This window comes from Palleronia sp., assembly GCF_042089775.1.
GTDB lineage: Bacteria > Pseudomonadota > Alphaproteobacteria > Rhodobacterales > Rhodobacteraceae > Palleronia.
This window is the reverse complement of record NZ_JBELKF010000168.1, coordinates 1-4,353: the sequence shown is the minus strand read 5'-3', so window position 1 is coordinate 4,353 and position 4,353 is coordinate 1. Positions and strand designations below refer to the sequence as shown.

2 protein-coding genes are annotated in these 4,353 nt (G+C 59.4%); both read left to right on the top strand.

The annotated features are described in order from the left end of the window. Window positions 1-2,379: glycosyltransferase (locus ACFDS3_RS19250; protein WP_375263957.1), on the top strand; the 2,379-nt coding region annotated here is incomplete at its 5' end. Beyond that, window positions 2,376-4,238 (top strand): asparagine synthetase B family protein, encoded by a 1,863-nt coding sequence (locus tag ACFDS3_RS19245; RefSeq protein WP_375263956.1) that lies wholly within the window; start codon window positions 2,376-2,378, stop codon window positions 4,236-4,238. The genes ACFDS3_RS19250 and ACFDS3_RS19245, both read left to right, overlap by 4 nt. Window positions 4,239-4,353: the final 115 nt, after the last annotated feature.

Genomic DNA, 4,353 nt, shown 5'->3' with positions numbered 1-4,353 from the left:
CGGCATTTGATCGATCGACTGAACCGCGGCATTTCCGCCAAGATCGAGATTGCTTTGTGTTTGGAACATCCCGAACGCGCAGTTGAGCTCGAACGTCTCTTCGGTGAGGCACCGGCATCCCGCCGCGCAGAGATTGGCTTCCATCTCTGCGCAACGGCACAAGAGCGCGCTGCCACGGAAGAACGGAATAGCTGGTGCGAACGCACTCTGAAATCCGTTCCAAACCGCAAAATGTTTGTAGACCGTTATGCGAGTTTGCTTTGGACAAGAGGAAGTCTGGACGATCTGGAAAAGTTTCTCGCAGATCATCCCGACGATTGCCGCCCGATTGTGCGTGAAACCTACCTCGGACGTGCCGCGCTCCGTCGAGGGGCTACAGGCGAGGCCATCGATCACCTGCGTTCGGCTTTAGCTCTTGATCCAGAAGACACTACCGCAAGGATATGGTTCCTGCGCGCCCTGGAACGCGACGGACAGGAAGAAGAGCTTTTCGCCTTCCTCGGACAGAACCGGCACAAGGCCGAAGAGGGCGTCTTTCTGCGGGCCGCTATGCGCAGTGGACGCCCGCTTGAGGAACAGCGCAATCTTGCGAACGCGGCCCTCGCGCGCCACCCCGCCGACGCCGTTGTTCAACGCTATGCCGTTGAAATTCTGGGCGCAGCCGATGGACCGGTCGTCGAGCAGGAGGTAGCCTTGCGACTGATCGACGAAGGTGTGGCATGTGACGAGACATGGCTTCGCGCGGCCACCCTTCTAGGACGCACGGTCGATACGCAGACAAAAGAAAAGCTCGCTTCCGGCGCTCGTAATGCGATGCAGAGCGGGTCTCTCTCGCAGCGGTCCTACGGCATCGTTCTCACCCGTCTGCGCCGCGAAGCGGAAGGTCATACGGTGCTTGAGGCCTGTTTGCGCGAGGATCCCGACAACATGCCTATCCTGCTGGAGCTGTTTCGCTCCTACGAGCGCAATTGCGACTATGCTTCCGCAGGGCCGCATCTCGAACGCCTTAGAACTCGCCATCCCATCCATGCATCCGTCGCTAGCCGGGTTCCTGCTTTCAGCTACATCCGGCGTCGTCACGGAACCCTTCCTGCCGATCCAGCGGAACTGATGGACATGGTGTTCGCAGACGGGTCCGTCCTTCCTCCAACGGCCATGAAGCCTGAGGTCCTGCATCTCGGATCGTCGCTCGCCACCGGCGGTGCCGAACGGCAGTTGATGACTCTTGCGCGGGCAAGCCATGGACCGAACATGCCCTTTCGCACCCGTGTGGGTCTGTTGCGCTCTCCGGTAGAAACCGCGAGCAGCTTCTTGAATCAACTCAAAGCGGCGGGCGTTCCCGTGACGCAGATCAGCGATCTGATGGACGAGGGACTCCTGCGCCGCATCATGGGGGATGATCCCCGGGTGCTGCAAATCGTGCAGCTTCTGGGGCTTTTGCCTTCATTGGAAGCCGATCTCGCCCTGCGCTACTTACACGCCATTCTCCATCATCGCCCACAAGTGGTTCATTGCTGGCAAGACGGCGTCAACGTCACTGCCGGAATCGCCGCCATTCTTGCGGGTGTGCCGCAGGTCGTCCTTACCGGGCGCCGCTCGATTACCAAGGATGCTAGTCTGGTCAACGAATTCCAGCGTGCGGCTTATCGCGCCATGCTGGCACAGCCCTGTGTCGAGATGTGGTGCAATTCGCAATCCGGGGCAAACAGCTATGCTGCCTGGCTCGGTCTTGAGCCCAGCCGTTTCGATGTACACCACAACGGCTATCATTTCATGGCCCCGCCGAAACCGTTGCTCGCCGCCCGCGTGGCGCGCGCCTTCAAATCACGCCGAGCGCCCCGCTCGCCCTGCATCGGCTTCGTCGGGCGTCTATCGCCCGTCAAACGTGTCGACCTTCTTCTCGACTTGATTGCCGCTCTGCGCGCCGAGGGTATGGATGTACGGGGCCTGATCGTCGGGGACGGGACACTACGCCCCAAATTGGAAGCCTATGCCCGCACCCTTGGCATCGCCGATGTCGTCGAATTTGTCGGCGAACAAAAGCAAGTCGCGCTTTTCCTGCGGCGAATGGACCTAAAGGTTCTTCCATCGCGCACCGAAGGCCTGCCCAATGTCCTGATCGAGGCCCAAGCCGAGGGCACGCCCGTTGCGGCCTTCGATGTTGGCGGCTGCAGGGAGGCCTTCGATCCGGAGCGCACGGGCCTGCTGTTGAGCCCACCGGAAAAGGGACACTGGATATCCGAGGTGCGCGACCTGCTTCGCGACGGCCGCAGACTCTCTGGAATGAAGGCACAGGCCTACGCTTTCGTCAGCAATCGGTTCGGCATCGATCAGTCGCTTGCCTTCGCCCTCGCAAACTGGAAGGTAAAACTCGAATGACCGGTCTTGTCGTTTGTCTCGATCCCGTACGTTCTTCTGCCGCGATGCGGGAACTGGGTCTGCCCGCCCTGAAATCGCTTCGTCATCGCGGGAAGCTCCACGACGACTACAATGCGGACGGCCTGTTCATGGGCATAATCCACAACGGCCATGACCACCCCGAAGGACGTGGTACAACTCTGCATCATCCTGATCTCGGGGTAAGTGTCGTCGCTGCCGGTTATATTGAAAATCGCGATGACCTTGTCGCGGGGCTGAACCTTGCATCTACCGCGCCTGGCGCGGTGCGCGACACCGAGATCCTCGCAGCCGCTTACCGCCGCTGGGGCGCCGATCTGGCGTCTCGCATCCTTGGTGCCGTAGCTTTCGCGATTCACGATCACCGGAAACGCACTACAGTGATCGTGCGCGATCGCTACGGGCAACGCGACCTGTTCTGGGCGCGTCTTCCCGAAGGCGGTATCGCCCTCGCCACCGAAGCCAAGGCCCTGTTCCGCATTTCCGGCATCGTTCCACGGCCCGACTACCTTGGGCTGCATGACTACTTCTCCTTCCGGTTTGCCGTGCCTCCACGCACCTGTTTCGAAGGGATTTCCCGAATCCTTCCAGCCACCGTTTCGGTGATCGACATGGATGGAACGATCGAGACCGCACCCTACTGGCGGCGCGCATCGATAGATCCCGCCAAGCAAGGAATGTTGCGCGACGAGGCGGCCGAACAGGTTGTCGAGATCTTCGACCGTGCCATCGCCCGGTCGCGCGTCAGCGCGGGAAGGGTCGGTGCCTTTCTATCCGGCGGTGTCGATAGTGGCGCGGTCGTCGCGCGTCTTGTTCCCCAGCAGGCACATGCCCCGACTTTCTGCGCGAGCTTCAACTACGACGACTTCGACGAAAGTGAACTGGCGCAAATGCATGCCGACCATTTCGGCTCGGATCACACCTCGATCCGATTTGACGAAAGGATATTTTCTCATATCGAGAGCATGGCCTACCATTTCGGCGAACCGATAGGAGACTCCTCTTTTGTGATCACATACGGGCTATGCCGTCAAATCGGCACGGGCGTTGACTGTATGCTGGGAGGCGACGGAGCGGAGCGCATCTTCATCGGCAATCAGCGCTACGTGGACATGTACAATTACATGAAAGCGGTCGCGACTGGAGGATATCTTCCCACCATCAAGTCACAACTCGTCAATCAGGGTCTCGGTTCTCTATTGCCCAGAGATTACTTTACCCAGTCTAGTTCGGTTTTCACCGAACGTCACAAGATAGAAGGCTACGGCGATGCATTGGGAGAATATCTCTACTCCCCTGCCAACGACCGACTTCCAGTAGAATTCGAGGGGCCTCGCTATGACCACGCGATGGACGCTTGTGGCGAGGTGGACGCCCATCACCTAATGGGTTGCAACTTCTTGGTGAAATTCGACACGGCCGCGGGGGCCCATGGGTTCGAGACACGGATGCCGATGCTCGACCCCGAATTCTCCGACTTTGTGACCTCGCTCCCCCACGAATTGCGGGTATTCGAACGACATGGCGAACTTCAGCTCAAGGGGCTGCTGCGCTATTGCATGGAGCCATATATGCTGCATGACGTGCTGTACGGTGCGAACCACGGCTTCTCGATTCCATTGCGACACTGGATTGGGCGGGAATTGCGCGAGGTCATCGACGATATCCTGCTTAGCGGAGGTTTCGCGGCCCGGGGTCTTTTTACCGCGGACTACATTGCCCGGATCATCTCGGAGCACCGGGCAGGGCGCAGCAATCATTCTCAGAAAATCTGGTCGATGATTGCAGTCGAGATGTGGTTCCGGGTATATATCGATGGCAGCGGCGCGAACGCGGCCTAATTTCCCTCAATGCTACCCAACGTTGGCAATGATGCTGTAACCGCCCCCCGACGGCATCGGTGTGCCAAGGTGGGTTTGCAACTATCCACATTGGAGGGCGGTCATGTCGGACGTT